The organism is Paraglaciecola sp. 20A4, assembly GCF_011378905.1.
Taxonomy (GTDB): Bacteria; Pseudomonadota; Gammaproteobacteria; order Enterobacterales; family Alteromonadaceae; genus Paraglaciecola.
The window spans coordinates 210,422-228,834 of record NZ_WTPY01000006.1 but is presented as its reverse complement, the minus strand read 5'-3'; the positions used below and the strand labels follow the sequence as shown (position 1 = coordinate 228,834).

The window sequence follows — 18,413 nt, the reverse complement described above, 5'->3', positions numbered from 1 at the left end:
GACTTAGTTAAGGATATACCATGATATTGTAACTGTTAGGAGGAATTTCCCCAACTATCAATTATTTAATGCTCAATTTTCAATCAATCTGACGATTAGCATACCAATAAGGATATATATCTTCACGAAAACTCTTCACCTTAATCGTGCCGTTATCAATGGTTAGCTGTATTTGTCCTTGCTCAGAGGTACGAAGTAACGTGGCATCAGTTTGTTTATAGCGCTTAAGCACTTCGGGTCGTGGGAATCCCCAACGGTTCATAAAGCCCTGACTGAAAATGACATAATCAGGGGCAATGGCATTAATAAATTCCCACGATGAGGAAGTATTGCTGCCGTGATGAGGCGCAACCAACACCTGTGATTCCAATGCCTGTGCATAATCGCTCACGAGTTTTTGCTCAACAGATGCATCAATGTCCCCCGTTAATAATACGCGGGTAAAGCCATCCGTTATTTGCAGTACACATGAGCTATTATTATCGCTATGCAACGTTGGGTCATCCGGCCACAAGGCAGATATATTGAGCCCTTGCCATGTTAGCTCCCATCCCTGACGACACACATCTTTGGTGGTGTAAGTTTGTAATATAGGCATAGCTCTTTGAAGCGCTGGCAAACTGCCACTGTGGTCATTGTCGAAATGGCTTAGCACTAATGTGTTTATTTTGTTTATGCCCCTGCTCCGTAAATACGGTACGAGCGCGCTATCGGCCATATTGAAACCACTGGGATAGGACGCGCCTACATCGTATACAAAAGCCTGATTGTATCTGCTTATAACCACCGACAAGCCCTGCCCAACATCTAACACATTAATCTGCCATTGAGTTGAATGGGGCTGCAAACCAAAACTCAGTAATGGGATACAAAGCACTAAGACTGCGATCCTCGGAAGCAAACCTTTTGGTAACAACAATGTGACCGTTGCTAACGTTAAGCTAATCCAAACTAGTGCTGGTATAACTTGCACATTTATTGCTGCGCCTGACCACTCACTTGCGGCCGTTAAATGATTCAGCGAAAACATCAACCCTTGGTCAAGTATACTCAATAGCGCTTTATACTGTGCCAATGAAAATAGCATCATCAATATTGCTAGCAAACATAAAGGCACTAAAATCAATGTCACTATGGGCACGGCAATTAAATTGATCAAAGGTGCAATCAACGAAATAAAAGAAAATTGCCAAGCAACTAATGGCAGCATCAAAATGCTCAAGGCCAGTTGTAAACGACACATTCCTGCAAACCATGCTTTAATTGAAAAGCCGTTTTGTTTTATTGGCCAACGCCAAAAAACAAAGCCAATAATCAATACTGCACTGAAGCTCAACCAAAAGCTTTGACCAAATAGGCTCAAAGGGAATAATAAAATAAAACTGCTGACACTGACCAAAAAAATACGTTTAAACGCCCAATGCGTGCGAGTGAAGAGTAAAAATGCAGCCAATGCGAGCATTAACCATGCTCGCATTGCGGGTAATCCTAACCCCGCTAAAAAAGCATAACCCAGTGTGGCCAATAAGGTCATACCTACGCTAATAAAGTAAAAATTTGCCTTTTGCCCGTTGATTAACACTCGGTAACAAAAAAGTAATGCCGTTGCGATGAATAAATAGCACAGGCTTGCCACAAGCGCCAAATGCAATCCAGAAATAGCAATTAAATGGGCAATCCCAGTTCGCTGTACTAATTGCCAATCATCAGGAGTAAGTAAACCACGATGCCCCAACGCTAAAGCTGCAATCCAGGGAACACTCGTCAGTTGCGTGGCCATAATTTTATCAAGCAATCGTTGCCTTAGACTGACACTAGCTTCGAGTAAGGTATTGTTTTCATTTGCTTTAACATAACCAGTAGCGACAATATTCTGACTAAATAGCCATTGTTGATAATGAAACGTCCCTTGGTTCGCTAAGCCATGAGGTGGTTTTAATTTTACCCATAACCGCAGCACGTAACCTTGTTTTATCGGCCAAGGAGGCTTGGTCCAACTTACTCGGATACGTCTTTTAGGTGTCAATAATTGCCCATCAATATTAGAAATATCTAAGTTAAAACGTGTGCTTTTCTGACTATCAATCAAGCTAGCAACTTGCCCATTTACCCAAATACCTTGCTTAAAATCATCTGCTTGGAGTTGCCAAGTTTGCTGCCAATGCCCTACACTTGCCATCCAAAAAATGCCCAGCAAAAAGCATATACTCAAGTTTTTAACTCGCTGGTAGCTTGAAATGGTATGCGGCAACCGCCACAGCAGTATGATAAGACAGAGGATTATTGGTAGAATGTACAGCGCAGGAAGTGACAACCAAAATAAGGCGGACATACTGGCTGCAATAAAACTGAAAAGTCTACCGTCCATAGTGCTAGGCACATCCTTTGTATCGCTTCACAACTTATTATAGAGAATTATGCTGAAAAAGTTTATTAGACGCTTTTTACCTGATCATCATAAAATTAAAAAGCAAAAAGCATTGAAGGTATTTGGTACTCTTTTACACGACCCTAACCTCTGGCATCTGAATCGTCGTTCTGCTTCTGGGGCATTTGGCGTTGGACTATTTTTCGCATTTTGGCCTGTTCCGTTTCAGATGTGGCTTGCTGCTGGCGCAGCCATCCCCCTTAGAGTGAATTTACCACTTTCAGTGGCAACCGTATGGATAACAAATCCTTTCACCATGCCGCCGATTTTTTACGGTGCATATCTCGTCGGCGCCACAATATTGGGGACGGACACCCAAGCCTTTCATTTTCAGCTAAGTTGGGATTGGGTTGTACAGAGTATCGAAACTATTGGACCTGCATTTTTGCTGGGTTGTGGGGTCTGTTCTATCGTATTTGGTTTAGCGGGCTTTTTAGGGTTGAATTACATTTGGCGTTGGTCAGTGGTCAAAGCATGGCAAGTGCGCCAAGCTAAGTACGCTGCAAGCAGAGCCCGGCTCAGAAAATAACAAAAAGCCCGCATCGTAAGCAGGCTTTCTTTATGCGAATAAAACATAAATTTATTGCATCGTTAATATCAATGTAATCATCTAAATAGCACGCTAAATATAACGCCTGTGCTCTGCTAAATACCCTAACAACAGGAATACACTAACAATACAGATCCCACGGTATAGATTGGGGATCATTAACAGCACAAGCTTTACATGGGGCGTAGTAAAAATAACAAGTGCGCCATATCCGAATGCACAGATAAGGACAAATACCGAAGTGCGCACAATAAAATGATAGGGTGCCAAAACCTGTTTAATTTTTTTGTTCAATACATCGCCATAAATAACCAATATAGTAGCGACTATCGTCATGGCAACTTCAGCATAATACGGACTCACCCAATGCGTTAAGCCAGCTAGAGCATCAAATATAATGGTTGTGTCCATGCGTTAACCTTCAAGCGCAGAAAACATTTTCAGCATCTCGTCTTCGTTCATAACTTTGACCCCTAAATCCTGTGCCTTCGTCAGTTTTGAACCTGCTTTCTCGCCAGCAACTAAACAGCTAGTTTTAGCTGAAACGCTGCCTGCGACCTTGGCCCCAAGAGCTTGTAATTTAGCTTTAGCCTGATTACGGTCCATCACGTTTAACGTGCCTGTTAAAACATAAATTTGTCCGGCTAAGGGCAACGTATCCAGAGCAATTTTTTCAATTTTTGGCCAATGCACACCTGCTTCTAATAGCGCTTTTATAACGTCAAGGTTGTGCGTTTCTCGAAAAAAATTAAATACATGTTGAGCAACAATAATCCCCACGTCAGATACAGTTTGAAGAGATTCAATATCCGCTTGTTCAATGTCTTCAAGGGTTAAAAAGTGTTGCGCTAAATTTTGTGCAGTTGCTTCACCTACCTCCCGAATCCCAAGGGAATAAAGAAATTTAGCCAATGTGGTTTTTTTACTCTTTTCTAAGGCATTAACCAGATTAACGGCGGATTTTTCACCCATACGTTCCATACTTGACAGCGGGGCGATATCCAAATTAAAGAAGTCTGCTGGGCTTTTTACCATGTCAGCATCGACCAGTTGTTCAATCAGCTTATCCCCTAGCCCATCAACATCAAGGGCTTTACGGGAAGCAAAATGTTTCATCGCTTCTTTTCGTTGTGCTTTGCAATAGAGGCCGCCTGTGCAGCGAGCAACCGCTTCACCTTCAAGCTTTTCAATAGCTGAGCCACATACCGGACACGCGATTGGAAACATAATCTCTCGTGCGTCTTCGGGGCGTTTATTAGCCACGATTGCTACGACTTGCGGTATAACATCCCCTGCCCGACGAATAATAACGGTGTCGCCAATCATGATGCCGAGCCGGCTAATTTCATCTTGGTTATGAAGGGTCGCATTCGATACCGTCACGCCACCTACAAAGGTCGGTTCAAGACGCGCAACAGGCGTAATGGCACCGGTGCGCCCAACCTGAAACTCAACATCTAGCAAGGTGCTCATTTCTTCTTGCGCTGGAAATTTATGTGCTATGGCCCAACGCGGTGCTCGTGCAACAAAGCCTAGAGCTTGTTGCATCTCGATATTATCAACTTTGAATACTACACCATCAATGTCGTAGCTTAGTTGGCTTCGCAACTCGCCTATTTTGTGAAAATAGGTTAAACATTCACTCGCGCCTTGGGCCGTTTCCAGCTCTTTGCTTAACGGTAAACCCCACTCGCTTAACTGCTTCAGTCTAGCTGAATGCGTGATGTCCAACGGCTGTTTTTCATTCTCAACCAAACCTAACGAATAGCAGTAAAACAACAAAGGTCGCGCAGCTGTAATTCTTGGATCAAGCTGGCGCAGGCTTCCCGCCGCCGCATTTCTTGGATTCACAAACGGCTTTTTGCCTTTGCTAATTTGCGCCTCATTTAACTTAACGAAACCAGAGCGAGTCATAATCACTTCGCCTCGCACTTCCAAACGACTCGGATAAGTATCACCACGCAAACTAAGTGGGACATTGGCGATAGTGCGTACATTTGAAGTAATGTTTTCACCAACACGACCATCACCACGAGTGGCTGCACGCACTAATTTACCGTTTTCATATAAGATACTGACTGCTAAGCCATCAAGCTTAGGCTCACAACTAAAGCTAATTTCATCTGTGATGTTTAATCGGTCTTTTATGCGCTTTTCAAACGCAATCATATCGTTTTCATCGAAGGCATTATCAAGAGACAACATGGGTACTTCATGCTCAATTTGTTCAAATGCGCTTAGCGCCGCCCCACCTACTTTTTGTGAAGGAGAATCAGGACTACGTAAATCAGGATGGGATTTTTCTATTTCAAGTAATTCGCGCATTAAACGATCATACTCAGCATCCGGTACCGTAGGATTATCCGCGACGTAGTACTGATAATTATATTCACTGATTGTATTGATGAGTTGCGTCAACCTTTGGGCAGGTGACAAATCATTAGACATATAGGTGTTCCAAGATATTCAAAGAAAATAGGGAGCGAAAGCTCCCAGATTAGCGATGTATCATTCGCTTACGTTCGAACTCGCGAATGCGTTCAACGTATTGTTGCAAGCCTTGTTTGGTCAACATGCTCCGACGACCATCTAGAATTTGACCATTAAATTCATCGGCGATTTTGCGTGCTGCATTATGCATCATATTGAAAACCTGATGAGGGTCTCCTTCAATGGGCAAGATCATAAATAATGACACCCCCTGTGTGGTAAACGTTTCCAAATGATCGATATCAAATACGCCAGGCTTAAACATATTTGCTAGGCTAAATAATACTGGGCCTTTACCATTAGCGTTTACATGACGATGAAAGATATCTTGGTCACCGAATTTAAAACCGAGGGTGAGCAACATTGGTAATAGGCTCGCCCCCTGAATAGGTTCGTCATCAGCAGTTTTAACGTTTAAGACTAATACTTCTTGTGGCTGTTCATCTACATTCGACTTAGTTTCATTGGATTGAACATTTGCAGAGACTTTACTACTGTCAGCTTGCTGCTCATCAAAATCGATATTCATTTGATCATCAGCAAATTTAGGCTCTTTTCGCTTGCGATTGGCAGTTTCATTTTTGCGACTATGCAACGCGCGTTCTGTCATATCGGCTTCAACCTGTTGCTTGGGTTCAACAGTTCTAGGGCTATACTGTACACTAGCATTACTTGGCTGGGACGTTGGAGGCTGCGCGTCTGGATTTTCAGCAATAGGAGCGGAAACCTGCTGTCCTCCCTTTAACAAAAATGTAGGGGGCTCGGGTATGTCCCGAGATTGCTTCGCGCCAGCATGAGTGTAATGATTAGCTTGCGCGGCATATTCAGGCTTAGGTTGGGTGACGACAGAAGCATACACTTTGCCTGGAGCCACGGTTACCACAGTCTCTAGCTGCTCAGCGATTGAAGCCTCGGATGTCACCGGCTCTAATGCCTCCTCGCTCAATGATTCGCGTTTGACGTGACGGCTTTCTTGAAGCTGCCCTTCATCCGCATGCTTAGTATCGGCTAAGTCGTCTGCAAAATGCTGATGAGATTGCTCGTCAGGTACCTGAGCACTGCTTATAACCCGAACAGGGCCAACACCTAAATCATCATCCTCATTTAATGAAAATTGTGGTTCAGCTGCTTCATTATTTGAGCGTCCTATCTTAACTTTATTTGTGGATTTAGCCGAAGTCTTTCGAGACACCCACAAACCATGCACTAACACCCCAGCAATCGCGCAGGTGCCTACTATAAATAACGTCCAACGTAATACATCTTCCATCGAATTAACTCATACCCTTTAGTTATGTTTGCGCAATAGCTAACGCTTGTTCTACATCAACAGCGACCATACGCGAAACACCCGGTTCCGCCATGGTTACGCCCGTTAAGTGACTCGCCATCTCCATCGCAATTTTGTTATGGGTGATATAAATAAATTGCACACTACTTGACATTTCACTGACCAACTTACAAAAACGCCCTACATTAGCATCATCTAATGGCGCATCCACTTCATCTAACAAACAAAATGGTGCGGGGTTCAGCTGGAAAATAGCAAACACCAATGATAAAGCGGTCAACGCTTTTTCTCCACCAGAAAGCAGATGAATTGTACTATTTTTCTTACCCGGCGGTCTTGCCATAATACTCACCCCTGTTTCCAGTAAATCATCGTCCGTTAATGCTAAATAAGCCGAGCCACCACCAAACACCTTTGGAAACAAGGTTTGTAACCCATTATTAACCTGATCAAAGGTATTTTTAAAGCGACTTTTTGTTTCTTTATCAATTTTACGGATAGCTTGCTCTAAAGTCTCAAGTGCTGACTCAAGGTCTTGATTTTGTTCATCTAAGTGTTGCTTACGTTGCGCTTGTACATCGTACTCTTCCACTGCAGCCAAGTTAACGGGCCCTAATCTAGCGACATCCGCAACGGTTCGCTCCACGTACTTTTGCCATTGTTTTTCGTCAGCGGTATCACTGAGACCCTCAAGTAACGGCTCAAGCTGAACTTTCAACTCTTTTAACTGATCAACAACACCATTGGCTCGAACGCGATAACCTTCGCATTCCAATTTAGTATTTTGTACATTTTGCTGCATTTGCTGAATCTGAATATTTATCCCTTGCTGACCTTTTTCGATCAAACCAAGTTCATGCTCAATTTCGCCCAGCTCGATCTGTAATTTCTGCTGTTTTACGTCTAACGCTTGGTGTTCAAGCAGCAGTGTTTGCAGCAAACCCACTTGTTCGTCCAGCGGAGTAGATAATTGCTTGAGCTCTAAGGCCAATTGCTCTTTTTTGTATAACATGTTCTGTAACTGAGCACTTTCCCGGGCCTGTATAACCTGTAAATTCTGCTGTTCAGCCTGTTGTCCTTTTAACGTCAATGCGTGTTGATGCTGTTGATTTTTCAAATTATCCAGCTGATGACGCTGTTCTCTTATCTGATTGTTCGACAAATCACGCTGTTGCTCAATTTCAATTTGCTGCTCTTGCATTGTCATCAAAGTATCAGCCAGCTCTTCGGTTTGCGCAGTGAGCTCGTCTAGCTGTAACTCTTCCTGCTTAAGTACTTCCTGCTGTCGGTGCAATTCAGTTTCGAGTTTGAGCTGTCGATTGCTATCGCTTTGCTGTTGTTGCAATAACCACTGAACGTGATTTTTGCTTTTATTGAGCTCATCAGAACAGTTTGCAAGTGAACGGTTGGCATCCTCTTTTTCTTGGCGTAATCGATAAACGTCTTGCGCTGCTCGCTCGTTCGCATCTGCAACTAGCGCCAAGGCAGATTGTTTATCTGGACGTGAAGCATTCAGCACACCTATCGCATTAGATCTTTGTATTGCGCCACTTTGCTCATCTGCACAACCATCAAATAACCAATCACTACCGGCCCATAATCCATCAGGGCTTACCACACTTTGGTCAGCATTTAATGTAACGCGCTCAGCCAGTACTTCTTCTCGGGTCGGCACAATTTTGATATCCCCCATCCACTTAGGGTAACGACAATCATTGAGCACTGAACTTAAAGTATTCAATTTTGTTTCGCGCACTTTAGCATTACTAAACACCGCTGCTAGTCCACGTATTTCATTCTGTAGCAACAAATTGTCTATATCATCATCGTGCTCAATCAGTAAGGCATTTTGCCACTGAGCAGTAACAGTTTCGAGTGCTTTCTCCCAGCCAGGAGTGACCTTCAATGACGTTTGCCAAGGTTTAGTGGTTATATTTTCTTCAAGGAATGCCTGTTGTAAGTCTTGATGCCCGTTCGCCAAATCTTGCACGCTTTGTAGCGCAGCTATTTGAGCCTCTATGGCATGAAGTTCGCCGCTCGCTTGGCTTTTTCGCTCGCTATATTCACGCCAATTAATCTCCGCTTGATGAAGTTTTTTACTGAGTGTTTGACAGCATAATTGCGCGTCTTCAAATTTGACTTTGTTACATTGTTGAGCTTTTTTAGCATCTTCAATTCGCAATTCAAAATCATCAGTCTGCAAACTTTTTATTTCAGCGTTTATTTCACTTATGCGTTCTTGAGTGCGCATCTGCATGGTCATAGTAGATTGAATGTTGCCATGGTAGGTCTGTGCTTGCTGTTTATATTTCTGGTGGCTTTGTTCTTGTTCCCGCCATTGATGCTCCTTACCGGCTAATCGTTCTTCACCACTTTGCAATTCCCAAGCGGCATCTTCTAAAATTTGTTCAGCTAACGCATGTTCTGATCCATGCTGAGTAATTAAGGCCGTTAAATCCAATAATCGCTGGGCACTGCTGTTCTGCTCGGTCTCACTCTGAGTTATGGCCTCTTGCAACATAATAAGCTCTTGATTAATTTGCGCTATACGCTGCTTGCGATGCAACTGGTTTTGTTCAAGGCGTGTTATATCGTTGCTCGAACGAAAATATGCTTGTTGGGTGTCTTGCAATTGCTGCTTATGGGCTTGCTGACGAGTTCGATAATTTGTAATTTCTTTTTCATCGCCGCGTTGACGAGCAATAAAAGATTCAAGATCCGTTTCTTGGCGTTGTGCTTGGTGTTCTAACTTCCTAATGGCATCGTCAAAATTTAACCAGCGGATTGCAGCTAATTCTGCGCGGTATTGGCGTTCTTGATGTTTTAGCTCTTTATAACGCTTAGCCGCTAAAGCTTGTTTCTCAAGTTTTTGCAATTGAGAGCCAAGTTCACCTCGCACATCTTCCAATCGCTCTAGATTTTCCTTGGTATGTCGAATACGGGTTTCGGTCTCACGACGGCGCTCTTTGTATTTGGAGATGCCAGCGGCTTCCTCAATAAAAATACGCAATTCTTGAGGTTTTGATTCGATTAAGCGCGAAATAGTTCCTTGCTCAATAATGGCGTAACTGCGGGGACCCAGCCCTGTTCCAAGAAACAAGTCAGTGACGTCTCTGCGCCGGCACTTACTATTATTAAGGAAGTAGTTAGATTGACCGTCTTTACTAACTAAGCGTTTAACTGAAATTTCATTATAACTGGCGAATTCACCTTGAATACGTCCTGAGGTATTATCAAAAACTAATTCAACTGTGCATTGGGATACAGGTTTTCGAGCGCTTGAACCGTTGAAAATAACGTCGATCATAGCATCGCCGCGCAGGTTTTTAGCGGAACTCTCCCCTAAAACCCAGCGTACAGCGTCAATAACGTTTGATTTACCACACCCATTAGGCCCGACAATCGCAGTCATATCATCTACAAAGGGAATACTGGTAGGGTCGACAAATGACTTAAACCCCGCGAGCTTTATTTTCTTTAAACGCATGAATAAAAAGATGATTCCAGTTTATCGTTATTATGGGAAACAGTGAAAATGTAGCAAAACTCACCCCGTGTAACAATTGACGTTTTGCTGCACAGTACTTCGTCGGTATAATACCTGAAGTTTGCATCGACATTTGCCAATTAATTCAACGTATTAGATAATTATTCGCCAGCGACAATTAAATGCACGATTAGTATACAAAAGAGGTTAACCCGTGAATTACTTCCTACAAGGCTTTTCCCTTATCCAAACAAAGGGCTTAAAGCGCTTCGTATTTATCCCCTTAACAGTGAATCTAATTTTATTTGCAGTCGCACTCTATGCCCTTTTTGGACAAATTGATGGCGCAATCATTTGGTTGGTGGGATTGATCCCCGACTGGTTAGGCTGGCTTAAAACCGCACTAAACTACATTATTTGGCCGTTAGCCGTGATCAGCGTTCTACTAGTTTTTGCGCTTATTTTTGGCACATTAGCTAACTGGATAGCGGCGCCATTTAATGGTTTATTGGCCGAGAAAGTAGAGAAACACCTTACCGGTCAAGATTTAGGGGATACGGGCGTATTGGATGTTTTAAAAGACGTTCCTCGCACTTTAGGCCGTGAATTTTCAAAGCTAACCTATTATTTGCCGCGCGCTATTGGCTTTCTATTATTGTTCTTTATCTTACCTGTGATTGGTCAAGTGTTATGGTTCCTGTTTAGCGCCTGGATGATGGCTGTTCAATATTGTGACTACCCCTTCGATAATCACAAAGTATCCTTCAAAGATATGCGTAGAACGCTCAATCAAAGCCGTGCAAACTGTTTTAGCTTTGGTTTTGGGGTTAGCATTTTTTCGATGATCCCCATCGTGAACTTTTTGGTTATGCCCGTCGCAATTTGTGGTGCAACGGCCATGTGGGTAGACAATCTTAAGCCGAAGTTACACGGTGAAATCTAAGGTTTTCGGATCAAGTCTTGCAGTTGTTTAGCACTTATGGGCCGCGAAAGATAAGCCAAATCTTTTTTCGCTCCATGTGTGCTAGTCAAAGACTCTATTAACGCCACAATGCGTTTATTAGCAGGCGCCTCCTGACCTAATCTTTCGGCAGCACTCACCACGGCACCATTAAGATAACGGATTTCAGTAGGTTTCCCTTGCGACATATCCCACCACATTGACGTTCTCACATTTGGATCGACGGCTAACATCTTATTCGCCACAAGCGTAAACAGAAAGTTCGGAAGTTTGAGTACGTAGGGCACCATTTTAGCCGGTAACGTGGTTACTTTGGGCAATTCTATTCCAAGCTCATTCGTTACCGCCAACAGCTCCCGCATAAGAGTAGCAATAACAAGGCGATATCCACGCTGCTGCAGCATATTTTTTACCGGAATGTCAGCCAAAGCGTTAATACTATTCCCCAAGTTTAATTGAAGCTTTGCCCACAATAGTGCCTGCATATCATGAGTAAGTGCGACAGGTAACAAAGCGCTATTAAGTATTTTTTGCAAGGTTTCACTGACTTGCCCGTTAGTTGTTTGCTCAATGGTTAACTGACCTTGTGAACCACGATGCAAGTGCCCCGTTTTTAGTTCAACAACATTAAACGGCACCATAACGCGTAACACCACGTTATTAGGAAAGGCATTCTGAACTGGCTTTTCTGAACCTAAGCCATTTTGGCAACATAGAATGACCGTTTTATCGCTCACTAATGGCGCGATATCTCGTACCGCTTGCGCTACGCCGTGACACTTTACCGTCAGCCACAGGAAATCACACTCTAATTGGTTGGGCTTAAGACGCGCTAAAACATCAATATCTAAAAAGTTAAGTCCTGTAACATTTGCATAATTTTCTTGGTAATCAGTTAGCGTTACCTCCGATAACAATTTATGTTTAATCGCAGGACGGCAAACTAACGCTACATTTACGCCCAATTGATGCATACACGCACCGATATAGCTGCCAATTAGTCCGGCGCCAAAAATTACATGAGACGACATACGGCTCCTTTTAACAGATTGATAATATTCATTTAATTTGCTCCAAATTAACACATGCTCTTATGAAACAAGCAAAAATTCCATACAATAATGGTTTACGCCAAGCTTGAGCCTGACACTTTGATCCATTTGCACAATATTCTACGCCATATCTTTGTTTATGCAGCGCTGTTAATTGTTGTTATTTATTTCGTAGCAACCCAACCTTCGTTATTAGTCGACTGGTTCGTTCCACTACCCTGGATTGGGTACTCAGCATTAGCGGTTGCCGGTGTCGTTGCATTGTTGTTTGGCCGTAGCCGATTGTTTTGGTGCTGTATTTTGCTTGCTTTGTTACTGTTTTTTACACATGGGAAAATAGCCATTTCAACTGAATTTTCCAGCCGTTTTCTGCTAATAACATTAATGCTATTGAGTTATTTGAGCTTTGCGAAAGACAATGGGTTCTCGCTATATAATTTGGCCATTACACTGGTGAAAATAATACTTATTGGTGGATTTAGCTGGGTAACGCTGAGCTATTTGCCGCTCGCTACACAAAACCTAATTAGCCCAATATATACTTTTGCCAATAATATTGATCCTCGATTAAATGCGCTATATACCCCGTTTGAATGGTTAATCGTGTATTTAATGCTAACGCTTTGCTTTCTAAGATTTATCTCCATCTCTGACAATAACCACGGCGCTCTGCTACTTAGTGTTGTCCTGGTTGCCATGATGCCAGCGTATGCACAATTTGAATTGCACAACGTGTTAACGCTAACACTAGCGACGAGTTTTCTATATGCCATATTAAAAGACAGCTTCAATATGGCATTTAAAGATGAGCTCACCACGATTGCGTCGCGTCGTGCTCTAATGCAATACGTCAATACGCTCGGGCGAAAATATGTTGTAGTGATGGCCGATATCGACCATTTTAAAACGTTTAATGACACATATGGACATGACGTGGGTGACGAAGTGCTAAGGCTTGTGGCGAGTCGTTTAAATAAAGTTAGCGGTGGCGGCAAGGCTTTCCGCTATGGAGGGGAAGAATTCGTATTAATATTCCCCCGTAAATCGCCGCAAGAAGTCCTGCCCTTTATTGAACAACTACGTCAGCTAATAGCCGATTATCCAATTGCTTTACGGGATAAACCTCGCCCTAAAAAAGCCCCGAAACGTTCCACGAGCAATCAATCTCAAGGAAAAACAGTTAAGATTACCGCCAGCTTTGGTATTGCCCAACGCAACAAACAAAACAGTCAGTTCAGCGATATAATGAAGCAAGCTGACATCGCCTTATATGCGGCCAAAAAAGCGGGCCGAAACTGCGTTCAACTGGCGTCTCAACCCGGATAACTCTATGTCAATTCAACAGGTATTAGTCATCGGCTACGTTTGGCCAGAGCCAAATTCATCAGCAGCAGGTCAGCATATGATGAGCTTGTTAACGCTTTTTCTCGAACAGGGTTGGTCAGTCAGCTTTGCGAGTCCAGCGCTTCAAGGCGAGCATAAAATAGATCTCACCCACTTAGGGATTAGTGAGCACAGTATCACGCTAAACTGTTCTAGTTTTGACGACTTTATTTTGTCTCAGGCACCCGATATGGTGTTATTTGATCGCTTTATGCTAGAAGAGCAGTTTGGTTGGCGAGTCGCTAAACATTGCCCCAATGCACTGCGAGTGCTTGATACAGAAGACATGCACAGCTTACGAAATGCTCGCCATCAGGCGTTGAAACAAACCCGGTCAGTAACTGAAAGCGATTTAAAAAGCGATATAGCGCTGCGTGAGGTGGCGTCAATTTACCGCTGTGATTTAACGTTGATTATTTCCGATTATGAACTCGCGTTATTAATTGATACCTTTAACGTGCCAGATTTTCTGCTTTACCATTGTCCTTTTATGCTTGATATCGTCAATATAGACACGCAAATCGGTAGCAAAACATTTTCACAGCGACAGCATTTTATTAGCATAGGTAATTTTCGCCATGAACCTAATTGGAATGCGGTATTGTGGCTTAAAGCGGAAATATGGCCACGCATAAAACAAGCCCTACCTGCTGCAGAATTACATGTGTATGGCGCATACCCACCGCCTAAAGCGACCCAATTACACAACCCTAAACAGGGTTTCTATATTAAAGGTTGGGCAGAGGATGCTAAGGCAGTGATGAGCGAAGCACGTATTTGCTTGGCCCCTCTACGCTTTGGTGCTGGTATCAAGGGTAAACTTGCACAAGCTATGCTGTGTAAAACGCCTAGCGTAACAACATCGATTGGTACTGAAGGCATGTGCAATGAAGCAGATTGGCCGGGCTTGGTAGCCAATAGCGCCCAAGAGATTGCTAACCAAGCCATTACTTTATACCGTGATCAGGCGCTGTGGCATAGCGCGCAAATAAAAGCCAACAAAGCATTGGCGCGTTTTGATAAACGACGTATTGGACCTGCTCTTATTAATCAGCTACAACAATTAAAAAGAAACTTACCTGAACATCGCCTAAAAAACTTCACCGGCAGTATGTTGCAACACCATCAACATAAAAGTACCCAATATATGGCCCAATGGATTGAGGCCAAAAACAAATATTCGTGAGGTAATAATACATCATAAATAATGGTGCTAAATTTCGGCTGTTTTTTATTCAAAATCTACCACTAAAATGGTATTCAAATAGGTGGTAAGAACACGTAGTATCTGCTACCTGTTTTTATCTCGGATTTTACTGTTGAGCACACACAATCGAAGTAGCTTGCCCCTTTTTGGCTTCAAAGTGCCCATCATGTTGTTTATTATGGCTATTGCTGTTGGCGTCAGTGGCTACTTTACCTTATCCGATTCAGTGGAAGAACAAAGCCGTCTTCAACAACAATCTATGTCACCCGCCTTCGATTTAATTACCGAAGAATTGGTCAAACCTTTACATACCGCGCAAGTTATTGCCAATACACAAACACTCCGTAATTTAATGAGTGCCGATACGATTGACGATAGTGCTCTACTTGCTTTAGTTGAGCGCATGTCAATGGATTATAACATGACCTTTTTTGTGGCCAGTGAAAACAGCCGTACTCAGTACAACTCTAACGGTACAACACTGGCTTTAAAGGAAGGTGAAGTAGAATGGTACTTTCGCGTTAAAGAACAACCACTAAATGTGGCCGCAGCGCTAGGTAATCGACAAGATGTGCATATCTATTTCGACGTCAAAGTGTTTAATGACCAAGGACAATTCCTCGGTTTTATAGGCGTTGGTAAACGTTTAAAAACATTCTTAGATGCTTTTGATAGATACAAAGACTCATTTGGTTATGACTTTGTATTTGTGGATAACAAACAAGATATAGTTTTGGCATCTGATCCAAAGTTACTTGCAAACGGCAAGCGTATCTTACAGGTCAAACAGTTACCTTGGTTTCAAGCATTAACCCCAGAGCAACAAGCCTTACCTAGCCTAAATAATATTATTGTTAAAACACTCGGCAACGCGAGCTTGATTGCGCAAATTGATATCAAAGTGCTGCGCTGGAAAATGTACATATTAACTCCGTTGTCGTCGCGTAAAGATGCCAGTACCGAGGCGTTTACTAATCATACCTCTTTGCTCGTGTTGATTATCTTTATAGTTTTTGTTGGCGCGCACTTGGTCATCCGCTTTTTTGAACGTGAGTCAGCTAAAAAACATCAACTTGACCCTCTCACTCAACTGCATAATCGAGCGCATATTCAATGGCGTTTTGATAAAATTGTCCGAGCGAATCAAGAAGCCAGCCTGATCATGGTAGACGCTGATAACTTTAAGAAAATCAACGATACCTACGGCCATAATATAGGTGACAAGGTACTGATTAGAATCGCCCAGTTACTACAAAATGAATTACGTGAGTACGATGCTATCGCGCGCTGGGGAGGGGAAGAATTTGTTATTTTACTTCCGTCAACTAAACTGGAAGAAGCACGTATCATAGCCCAGCGAACGTGCTCTATGATTGCTAGTCATCCTCTGTCTATAGACAAGATTAATATGTTTATCTCAGCGAGTTTTGGTGTGACATATTCGCCTACCCCCCGCTCTTTGGAGCGCCTGATCAAGGTGGCTGATGATGCGCTATACGAGGCGAAGCACGCGGGAAAAAGTTGTGTACGAGTGTTTGCAAGCTAGTACTAACTTAGTAGCGATCGTTCTAGTTAAGAGTTGAGTATATTAAAAAGCGATTATTACTGCATGTTATAATCGCTTTTTAACTATTTAGTTATGGAGTACATTTTGCTCGCTCGCGTTCGTAACAAGGTATTATTTACGTCTAAGTCTATCTCGGCATACTTAGTCACTTACCCTAATCAGCATAAGGTGATGACGCACATTGATCCCGTACCCAACGGTAAATATTACAAGTTCAATATCGTCTTGAAACAGCCTCAAATTGGAGGGGTTTTTCGCTGTCAGAAATGCATTCTAAATCTTTTTGGACGCGTTTATTTGTTCAGGCCAGATAAATATGAACATAGCGTGACGCGTATTGAAAAGGGCGAACGTAGAATACTGAGTATTTCATTAACACTTTAGTTTTCGTGTTAAAAATTAGAATACACTTCTATTGACCCACCAACCCAATAACAAAGCACACGAAAAACTCAATAAAGTGCCCAGCATCATATACTCAGTTAACTTCATGTCCTTTTCCTTAGTCAAATCGCCAAAGCGAAAAATTGTTTTGGCGGCAAGTAAAAAACCCACCCCTGCAAATTGACCAATTAAGATAAATGAGATAATTAAGCAACGTTCCAAGTAACCTATCCAGCGCCCAGCAGAAGCCAGTCCAGACTGTTTGTCAGCCAGTTGTTCTGTATAACTGCCCAATGCCACAGAAATTGCAATTGATGCTGGGCGACAGGCAATCACATAAGCACAACCGACTGCTAAATATTTTACCTGAAGCACCAGTAACAGCTGAGTTTTAATATCAGCTAAGGTAAAACCTGACACTACCGACCAAGCGATAAAAAGGACCAATATATGAAGTCCCTGATCCAATAAAAAGTAATACATACTATCGGTTTTATAAGACTTCCATAGATCAATTAGCAGATGGGAAAAACCTATCAAGACAACGGCAATTAATCCTTGTCCATTCAGCGCCCCACCAATCCACATACATATAATCAATAGTAAAACATGTGACAGTACATGTTTGAGTAATCCCCAAGAGGCCAGATGATGACGTTTCCTGCATGTTACCCAAGCATCTTTTTGAATATAAAAATCACCTAATATATGGGCGACGATCATCAATAAAAATAATTCCATTAATTGTTCACCTTGGCCTCGTATAAGGTTAAATACTGCTTAACTAGCTCAGCACCCATTCGGGTCAAGTGCTTTGTCACATTTTGCTGACTCGTGCCCAAAGCTGTTGCCAACTGCGAATGCGTCGGGTAATTCGCCAGTAAGTAGTGGTACAACACGTTAGATTGTATTTGCGTATGAGAGCACAATAGATGATCCAGAAACTGCGTAGCTAATACAAGGGCATCATAAAAGTCCCCTCCCTCATGATGTAAACTCATATGGCCGCTAGGCGTTATATCTAACCCTCTTCCTGATAATGTAAAAGCAGAGCCTTGAGATACGCTTGGTGTGCTACCTTCAATCAGTTGTTCTCCCAGACCAATAGACAAGGTAATCCCGATGGGCTTTGTTGCATTTGGTGCTGAAATAAGTAAGCTTTTCAATTCAATCGCGATGCGCATAGCATATTGAGGCTGGCTGAAAATCAGTTGTATTGCATCTCCTCGGTATATTTCACCTCGTACATCGAAACGCTTTTGACAAGCTTGAATATAATCCTCCATCAACCTAACCGCCAGTTGATAATCTTGGCGCGACATATTTGTCGAGTCAACTAAATCCCCTGTCAAAACAGCAATCATGCATACCACCTTTGCCTATCGTTACATGTATTTCAAGCCTAGTGTATAACCATACTTGTTTAACTCGCAATAAAAACAACCAAATTGGATTGTTAAACAGAACAACAACCTAAAAAGGATGTTATTAAATAAAACAACCAAAAAAAGTTGTATGCTTAGGACGACCTTATTGAATGCAGGATATGTAATAGAATGATCTGCAATAGTACAAATGCCAACCAACTAATATAATTACAAAGGGGAACATCA

Annotated in this window: 14 protein-coding genes; 6 read left to right on the top strand and 8 right to left on the bottom strand. The window is 42.5% G+C overall.

Annotation, left to right across the window (positions count from 1 at the left end):
- Positions 1 to 79: 79 nt before the first annotated feature.
- Entirely contained in the window at positions 80 to 2,368 is a 2,289-nt protein-coding gene (locus GQS54_RS09265) for a DNA internalization-related competence protein ComEC/Rec2 (protein WP_166423703.1), read from the bottom strand.
- Positions 2,369 to 2,417: 49 nt separating this feature from the next.
- Between GQS54_RS09265 and GQS54_RS09260 the strand changes: the two genes are divergently transcribed.
- Positions 2,418 to 2,957: a DUF2062 domain-containing protein gene (locus GQS54_RS09260; protein WP_166423702.1), complete on the top strand. Its 540-nt coding sequence runs from the start codon at positions 2,418 to 2,420 to the stop codon at positions 2,955 to 2,957.
- 93 nt (positions 2,958 to 3,050) lie between these two features.
- Here GQS54_RS09260 and GQS54_RS09255 read toward each other — a convergent pair whose 3' ends face one another.
- The 4 genes from GQS54_RS09255 to smc are packed head-to-tail and all read right to left on the bottom strand — an operon-like array spanning position 3,051 to position 10,246.
- A complete protein-coding gene (locus GQS54_RS09255) occupies positions 3,051 to 3,389 on the bottom strand; it encodes a DUF3392 domain-containing protein (RefSeq protein WP_166423701.1) in 339 nt (112 codons plus the stop codon).
- Positions 3,390 to 3,392: 3 nt separating this feature from the next.
- On the bottom strand, positions 3,393 to 5,426 hold the full coding sequence (ligA, locus tag GQS54_RS09250; protein ID WP_166423700.1) for an NAD-dependent DNA ligase LigA: 2,034 nt from the start codon (positions 5,424 to 5,426) through the stop codon (positions 3,393 to 3,395).
- A 49-nt stretch (positions 5,427 to 5,475) separates the two neighbouring features.
- A complete protein-coding gene (gene zipA, locus GQS54_RS09245) occupies positions 5,476 to 6,738 on the bottom strand; it encodes a cell division protein ZipA (protein ID WP_166423699.1) in 1,263 nt (420 codons plus the stop codon).
- 22 nt (positions 6,739 to 6,760) lie between these two features.
- Positions 6,761 to 10,246: a chromosome segregation protein SMC gene (smc, locus tag GQS54_RS09240; RefSeq protein WP_166423698.1), complete on the bottom strand. Its 3,486-nt coding sequence runs from the start codon at positions 10,244 to 10,246 to the stop codon at positions 6,761 to 6,763.
- A gap of 214 nt (positions 10,247 to 10,460) precedes the next feature.
- On the opposite strand from smc, the gene cysZ reads away from it, so the two are divergent.
- The gene (cysZ, locus tag GQS54_RS09235; RefSeq protein ID WP_166423697.1) at positions 10,461 to 11,189 is read left to right on the top strand and encodes a sulfate transporter CysZ; all 729 of its coding nucleotides are present in this window, start codon (positions 10,461 to 10,463) and stop codon (positions 11,187 to 11,189) included.
- On the opposite strand, the gene GQS54_RS09230 is transcribed toward cysZ, so the two are convergent.
- Entirely contained in the window at positions 11,186 to 12,238 is a 1,053-nt protein-coding gene (locus GQS54_RS09230; protein WP_166423696.1) for a 2-dehydropantoate 2-reductase, read from the bottom strand. The two genes, cysZ and GQS54_RS09230, sit on opposite strands and share 4 nt — an antisense overlap.
- Before the next feature lie 120 nt (positions 12,239 to 12,358).
- Between GQS54_RS09230 and GQS54_RS09225 the strand changes: the two genes are divergently transcribed.
- From GQS54_RS09225 to GQS54_RS23255, 4 genes are all read left to right on the top strand, one after another.
- Positions 12,359 to 13,585, top strand: a complete 1,227-nt coding sequence (locus GQS54_RS09225; protein WP_240919882.1) for a GGDEF domain-containing protein — start codon at positions 12,359 to 12,361, stop codon at positions 13,583 to 13,585.
- A gap of 4 nt (positions 13,586 to 13,589) precedes the next feature.
- The gene (locus GQS54_RS09220) at positions 13,590 to 14,828 is read left to right on the top strand and encodes a glycosyltransferase (RefSeq protein WP_166423695.1); all 1,239 of its coding nucleotides are present in this window, start codon (positions 13,590 to 13,592) and stop codon (positions 14,826 to 14,828) included.
- A gap of 187 nt (positions 14,829 to 15,015) precedes the next feature.
- Positions 15,016 to 16,395, top strand: a complete 1,380-nt coding sequence (locus GQS54_RS09215) for a diguanylate cyclase (protein WP_205967696.1) — start codon at positions 15,016 to 15,018, stop codon at positions 16,393 to 16,395.
- Positions 16,396 to 16,500: 105 nt separating this feature from the next.
- Complete coding sequence (locus tag GQS54_RS23255) at positions 16,501 to 16,800, top strand: 2OG-Fe(II) oxygenase (RefSeq protein ID WP_166423694.1); 300 nt, start codon at positions 16,501 to 16,503, stop codon at positions 16,798 to 16,800.
- A gap of 15 nt (positions 16,801 to 16,815) precedes the next feature.
- Here the strand turns inward: GQS54_RS23255 and GQS54_RS09205 are convergent, their stop codons facing one another.
- Together GQS54_RS09205 and GQS54_RS09200 are read right to left on the bottom strand one after the other, a co-directional pair.
- On the bottom strand, positions 16,816 to 17,541 hold the full coding sequence (locus GQS54_RS09205; RefSeq protein ID WP_166423693.1) for a DUF3307 domain-containing protein: 726 nt from the start codon (positions 17,539 to 17,541) through the stop codon (positions 16,816 to 16,818).
- Positions 17,541 to 18,164: a MarR family transcriptional regulator gene (locus GQS54_RS09200; protein ID WP_166423692.1), complete on the bottom strand. Its 624-nt coding sequence runs from the start codon at positions 18,162 to 18,164 to the stop codon at positions 17,541 to 17,543. The genes GQS54_RS09205 and GQS54_RS09200 overlap by 1 nt, the downstream gene beginning before the upstream one ends.
- Positions 18,165 to 18,413: the final 249 nt, after the last annotated feature.

Bases quoted from the DNA above. Each gene is read 5' to 3' on its own strand.
- GQS54_RS09265 (WP_166423703.1), bottom strand. From the start codon at position 2,368: ATGGACGGTAGACTTTTCAGTTTTATTGCAGCCAGTATGTCCGCCTTA.
- GQS54_RS09260 (WP_166423702.1), top strand. From the start codon at position 2,418: ATGCTGAAAAAGTTTATTAGACGCTTTTTACCTGATCATCATAAAATT.
- GQS54_RS09255 (WP_166423701.1), bottom strand. From the start codon at position 3,389: ATGGACACAACCATTATATTTGATGCTCTAGCTGGCTTAACGCATTGG.
- ligA (WP_166423700.1), bottom strand. From the start codon at position 5,426: ATGTCTAATGATTTGTCACCTGCCCAAAGGTTGACGCAACTCATCAAT.
- zipA (WP_166423699.1), bottom strand. From the start codon at position 6,738: ATGGAAGATGTATTACGTTGGACGTTATTTATAGTAGGCACCTGCGCG.
- smc (WP_166423698.1), bottom strand. From the start codon at position 10,246: ATGCGTTTAAAGAAAATAAAGCTCGCGGGGTTTAAGTCATTTGTCGAC.
- GQS54_RS09230 (WP_166423696.1), bottom strand. From the start codon at position 12,238: ATGTCGTCTCATGTAATTTTTGGCGCCGGACTAATTGGCAGCTATATC.
- GQS54_RS09220 (WP_166423695.1), top strand. From the start codon at position 13,590: ATGTCAATTCAACAGGTATTAGTCATCGGCTACGTTTGGCCAGAGCCA.
- GQS54_RS09215 (WP_205967696.1), top strand. From the start codon at position 15,016: ATGTTGTTTATTATGGCTATTGCTGTTGGCGTCAGTGGCTACTTTACC.
- GQS54_RS09205 (WP_166423693.1), bottom strand. From the start codon at position 17,541: ATGGAATTATTTTTATTGATGATCGTCGCCCATATATTAGGTGATTTT.
- GQS54_RS09200 (WP_166423692.1), bottom strand. From the start codon at position 18,164: ATGATTGCTGTTTTGACAGGGGATTTAGTTGACTCGACAAATATGTCG.